Source organism: Halomonas campaniensis, assembly GCF_014193375.1.
Taxonomy (GTDB): Bacteria; Pseudomonadota; Gammaproteobacteria; order Pseudomonadales; family Halomonadaceae; genus Halomonas; species Halomonas campaniensis.
Map to the genome: position 1 here is coordinate 1 of NZ_JACHZF010000054.1, position 5,531 is coordinate 5,531.

Here is a 5,531-nt window from a genome sequence, read left to right on the forward strand (position 1 = left end):
CATCGGGTGGCTCTGATCAGGCAGTGGCAGGAGGACCGAATTCTACCTCGCCGATGGCTGCGAGGCAGCTGCGGCGCGATTTATGCAGCGTTTCCCTAAGTGGAGGAAAAGGGAGTTTTATGCGGCGGATACCATCTTGGGAGATATTGCGCATAGACTGCTGGGCACCAGTTGCAAGCGATTCAATCTGAACCCGCCCGCCTCTGGAATTGATATATAAGTTAACCCACTTCTCATAATCACCGACCAAACAAAGCCGCAACACTTTGTCACTTAACTGTAGGGTTCTATGAATCTCTCCAACAATTACACTCGCTCCGACCAACCCTATCGTATTGGCTCGGCTCATCAGAAGATCACCACTTCTGATCAAGTACCGCTCATCACGGTGCTCTTCTTTCTGAATTGTTTTGCTCTCATCTTGCCGAAACTGGCCCCAAGATACAGCGCTGACCTTAACAATGCCTGCTTCATCACCAACAGGTGGGCGCTCAATGCAACGATAGTTCTTTCCGGCTTCAATTTTTCTGATGATATCGCCAAGAGAGATCATCACCCAGTTGCCTGGCAGGTCATTAACCATCACGCCACCAGCGCCTCTTGCAGCTCATTTAGCATCTCATTTAATCCGTTACCCAGTACCTGTCTGGCCTGGAGGATACCACCCTGGTCGGCCAGGCTGGGCACCTCCATGAAATCCCGCGGGGCGATCTCGGCATTGGCGGCAAGGTAGGCGGCGATGGCCCGCAGCCACGCCTCCTGCTCGGCGTTGTACTCACGCCCGGCCTTCTTCTCTCGGCCCAGCCAGAGGTTGAAACGGCGCTCCACCACGGCGTCGATAGGCTCCAGGGTGTCGGTCTGCCCGAGGGCGTAGCGCACCAGGCTGACCACCTCGGTGAGCTGCTCATCCACCGGGGCGCCGCGCACCTGGGAGGCCTCCAGACGCTTGTAGGCCTGCCAGACATTTGCCACCGCCAGGTGAGGGGGCTTCTCCAGCATCGCGTTGACCAGTTCGCGAATGGCGCCGTAAGTGAGCCGCTGCTGGCCCAGCGGCTGGTTGTAGAGGATCTGCAGGGCAGTCAGCTCGTCCCGGTTCTCCTCGATGAAGGCCTTGAAGCTGGTGATGGTCTGCTCGGCCCGCTGGTGGTCGAAGTCGGCGTGCACCAGGGCATCGGTGGTCACCTCATCGATGACGATATCGCGCTTCTGCTTTATTTCCTTGAGCAGGGTGCGCAGCGCCGGCTTGTCGAAGGGCTGGCATGCCTCATCCATCAGCTCCTGCTCCACGGCCTGTTCCTGCTCCGGGGTGGGCGCAGGACCATGCCGCTCGGTGACGGCGGCTTGCTGGCTGTCCGGGTCGATGGCATCGAGCAACCGGTTGGCCAGTTGGCGAGGTGCCTGGCCGCCGCTGGCCTCGGCGAGGCGGCTGCGGTCCTCGTCGGTCAGCTTACGGTCCAGGGCGGACAGCCGGGCCGCCAGGGAGGACATAGCATCCTCATCGCGCCGACCCATGGCCACCTGTTCCAGCAGCGCATCGAAGCTCAGCGACCGCTTGCGCTCCAGGGGCTGGCTGGCGTTCTTCTTCGACTCGGTCACGCCGACGGCGTCGATCAGGATGAAGCGGGTCTTGGTCTCGGCGTCCGGGGTCACCGCCTTGAGGTCGGCATCGGGGATGGTGCGCACGCCGCGCCCCTTCATCTGCTCGTAGTAGCCCTCGGACTTCACGTCGCGCATGAAGATCAGCACCTCCACCGGTTTGATGTCGGTGCCGGTGGCGACCATGTCCACGGTGACAGCCACCCGGGGCATGGGGTCGACGCGAAACGCCTTGATCAGCGCCTTGGGGTCCTCGCCGCTGTTGCGGTAGGTGATCTTCTTGGCGAAATCGTTTCCCTCGCCGAACACCTCGCGCACCGCATGCACGATCTCCTCGGCGTGGTTGTCGTCCTTGGCGAAGATCAGCGTCTTGGGCAGCCACTCCCCCGTGCGTTCCGGGAACAGCTCGGTGAATACCCGTTCGCGGTAGGTCTGCAGCACGGTACGGATCTGGTTGGGGTTCACCACCGAGCGGTCGAGCTCCTTGCCGGTGTACTCGAACTCCTCATCCAGGGTCTCGTAACGCATCTGCCGCGTGCGCCGGTCACGCACCGGCACCTGGTAGCCCACATCGCCGGGCTCCACCTTGCCACCCTCCTCGGTCACTCGGGTGCGGATGCGGTAGATCTCATAGCCGACGTTGACCCCATCGACCACCGAGCGCTCGTAGGGGTACTCGGCCACCAGGTTCTGGTTGAAGAAACCCAGGGTGTGCTTGGAGGGGGTTGCCGTCAGGCCGATGAGCGAAGCGTCGAAGTACTCCAGCACCTGGCGCCACAGTCCGTAGATGGAACGGTGACACTCGTCGGTGATGATGAAGTCGAAGGTCTCGATGGGGATCTCGGGGTTGTAGCCAAGGGGCAGCGGCTCCCCCTGCTCGCCCTCCCACTGTTCGAAGGCCGAGGCCTCCTCGTCGGCTTCGTCCAACGGCTTGCCACGCAGCATGGCGTAGAGGCGCTGGATGGTGGTAATCACCACCTTGGCATCGGGGTCGATGTGGTGCCCGTGCAGGTGCTGAACGATGTAGGTATCGGTGAAGCGGTTGGCCGCGCCCACCGGTTGGAAGTTCTGGAACTCCTTGAGGGTCTGATCGCCGAGGTTGTTGCGGTCCACCAGGAACAGGATGCGCCTGGCGCCCGCATGCCGTATCAAGCGATAGGAGAAACTGCAGGCGGTGAAGGTCTTCCCCGAGCCTGTGGCCAACTGGATCAGCGCTCGCAGACGATCCTCCGCCAACGACTCCTCCAGGCCCTCAATGGCCTCGATCTGACAGTCACGCAGCCCCTGGGTCTCAAGGGGCGGCATGTGGCGCAGCCGGGAACGCAGGGTCTCCGACTGGCGCAACCACTCATGCAGCGTTTCCGGGCGGTGGAAGGCGAACACACGACGAGAGCGGGGCTTGGGGTCACGCAGGTTGCAGAAGAAGGTCTCGTCCCCGGTGCTCTCATAGTGATAGACGAGCCGCTGCTCCCAGCGGGCCAGGTGCTCGGGCAGCTCGGCCACGTACTTGGCCGATTGCTCGGCCACGCCACTGAGCGTCACTCCGGCCTTCTTGGCCTCGATGACGCCAGCCGCCTTGCCGTCGATGAACAGCAGGTAGTCGCAGTAACCGGCGGGCAGGTGGAACTCCCTTACGGCCACCCCCAGCGCCGCCTGTCGATCGAAGTCGCTTCTGTCCTGGATCACCCAGCCTGCATCTCTCAGCAGCTGATCGATCCGGCTCCTGGCCTGCTCCTCCGGCTGTTGCACATCGTTCCCCTTCTTTCCCTGGTCATCGCGTGGGTTGGTTCCCACGTCTGCTCTGTCAGCCCCTTCCCTGGCGTCCCTAATCAGCCGGCAGCCCTTGTTCAGTACTGCCCGGTCGCCTTGTGACGAAGAGGCGCTACCCCAAGAGTACCGGCTAATGCGCTGGTTTTCCTTCTGAAGTCAGAAGCATGAAGGTTGCTTCGAATCATGGAGCTGTCACAGCATGAGCTGCCACATTGCAAATTGTCAGTGGCTCGCTGATACGCAGAAGCTCCATAGGCGACAGGCCCTGCAGCAACCCTTTGCCTTTACCCTTTGGCGTTCACAACTTCTCCCGCCTTTCTGGGCAAGCCCCTTCCCCTTGAGCCCCCTTCCCTTCCGCCCTTTGGGCTTTTCACCCTTTGCCCTCGCCCCTTTGTGGACTCCGTCCCGGTGGAGGTACGCCATGCAAGCGTCTATGCTAAAAGGCTGATGTACCCAGGGAGGGAATCCCATGCCGCTGAAATCACTGCTGACCCGAGCAGCCGGCGCTGGCCGCCAAGCTGCTCAGAAGGCCCGCCACGGTAGACCTCAGGATGGCTGGTCCGATGGCTGGCATACCCAGGCGAGCACGACAGACTCGATACGCATGCTGCGTGAATCCGCCGCTGCCGTGGCCAAGTCCACCGCCCAGACAGCCACCACCCAGGAGGGATGGCGGCGCATCGCTCGTGGAGCCGGCAAGGTGGCCGGGGGAGCGGCCGTGTTGGTTGGGGGTGTGGCTCAGGGGATGCTGCAGAGCAGCTCGGCGAGCGAAGACAATGATGATGTGCCAGACCACCTCCGCTACGGCCCCAGCTCTAGCGATCCGGGTGGGTCGCCATACTCTTCCGACCTGGAGCACTAAAAGGCAACCTGATTACGTATAAGGCTCAGCCAGCTTCAGGAGCCGGTACGGCATCGGCGGCGTTCTGACCGCCACCGCGAGCAAGCGCGGGATCATGGCCTTGAGGTCATAGCGCCGATTGAAGCGGTACTCGAATTCGGCCAGGTAGCGCGGCACATGGTGGCCACGGATCGCATGGTAGGTGCCGGTGATGGCGTTCTTGACGTTGCCCAGCACGGTGTTGACCCAGTTGAAGGCGGGGATCTGGGCGCTGGCCCGGCCACTGCCGGTGATGATGCGCTCATGGGTGTAGAGCGGCGTATCGAAGGCCCGGAAACACCCCAGGCCATCGCTGATCACCTGACTACCGGGGATGATGGCCAACTGGGCATAGCGGTGGACCTCGGTACGAGTGAAGCCGCGCACGCGACGCAACTGGACGCGTTGGGGATGGCCCTCTTCATCGGTCTGCACCGCGGCGACGAACGGGACCTTGTGCTCGGCGCCGCGACCGCGCTTTCCCGAGCGTTCGCCGCCCAGGTAGGCATCATCGATCTCGATGCGTCCGCTCAGCGTCTCGCCCTGGTTGCGCTCGAGCATGACCTGCAGGAGCTTGTGCTTGAGCTTCCAGGCGGTGTTGTAGCTGACGCCGAGCTCGCGGGACAGCTGCAGGGCCGAGAGGCCGTTCTTGCGCTGGGTCAGCAGGTAGATGGCCAGGAACCAGGTGGTGAGCGGCAGGTGTGTGGCATGGAAGATGGTGCCGGCCGTCAGCGAGGTCTGATGATGACAGTGATGGCACTGGTAGAGCCCCCGCGACAGCCGGCAGCTGGTGGTGTTGCCACAGTCGGGGCATACGAACCCCTTGGGCCAGCGATGCTGGAAGAGGGCCGCCTGGCACTGCGCTTCGGTGCCGTACTGCGCGAGAAACGCCGGCAACGACAGGCCGGGCTGGAACTGGATGGGATTGCGAGCCATGACGCTAACTCCCTGACGGACCATATGATTCCAGTATAGCCCTCAGGCTGGCGTAGTAGCTGACCAATATGCGTAACCAGGAAAGGCAAAGGTCGAAACTGGTCAGGACTTCGATTGGACCTTGTCCCCTCCCTGCTTCCCAGCACCCTGGGCTGTCTTACCACCACCGTCGCCGATGCCTCTTGCGAGCTCGCTGCCGACCTTCATTCCTGCCCATCCCAGCACGGCCACCCATAGCGTCGGCAGCACCAGAACCTGATCTTGCCCAGCAACAGTGGACACCCCGTTAAGGTAGTACACTCAACGAGGTGACCCATGGCCAAGCAAGCTACCCCGATGAAGAAGACCC

3 protein-coding genes are annotated in these 5,531 nt (G+C 62.3%); all 3 read right to left on the reverse strand.

The window, feature by feature from the left end:
* Positions 1-16 precede the first annotated feature (16 nt).
* Positions 17-583 (reverse strand): restriction endonuclease subunit S domain-containing protein, encoded by a 567-nt coding sequence (locus BDK63_RS18055; RefSeq protein ID WP_183334505.1) that lies wholly within the window; start codon positions 581-583, stop codon positions 17-19.
* Positions 583-3,345, reverse strand: a complete 2,763-nt coding sequence (locus BDK63_RS18060) for a DEAD/DEAH box helicase family protein (RefSeq protein ID WP_183334507.1) — start codon at positions 3,343-3,345, stop codon at positions 583-585. The genes BDK63_RS18055 and BDK63_RS18060 overlap by 1 nt, the downstream gene beginning before the upstream one ends.
* Before the next feature lie 895 nt (positions 3,346-4,240).
* Complete coding sequence (locus tag BDK63_RS18065) at positions 4,241-5,182, reverse strand: IS1595 family transposase (RefSeq protein WP_183334509.1); 942 nt, start codon at positions 5,180-5,182, stop codon at positions 4,241-4,243.
* Between the last annotated feature and the right edge of the window lie 349 nt (positions 5,183-5,531).

Coding starts and splice junctions, on each gene's coding strand:
- BDK63_RS18055 (WP_183334505.1), bottom strand. CDS start 583: ATGGTTAATGACCTGCCAGGCAACTGGGTGATGATCTCTCTTGGCGAT.
- BDK63_RS18065 (WP_183334509.1), bottom strand. CDS start 5,182: ATGGCTCGCAATCCCATCCAGTTCCAGCCCGGCCTGTCGTTGCCGGCG.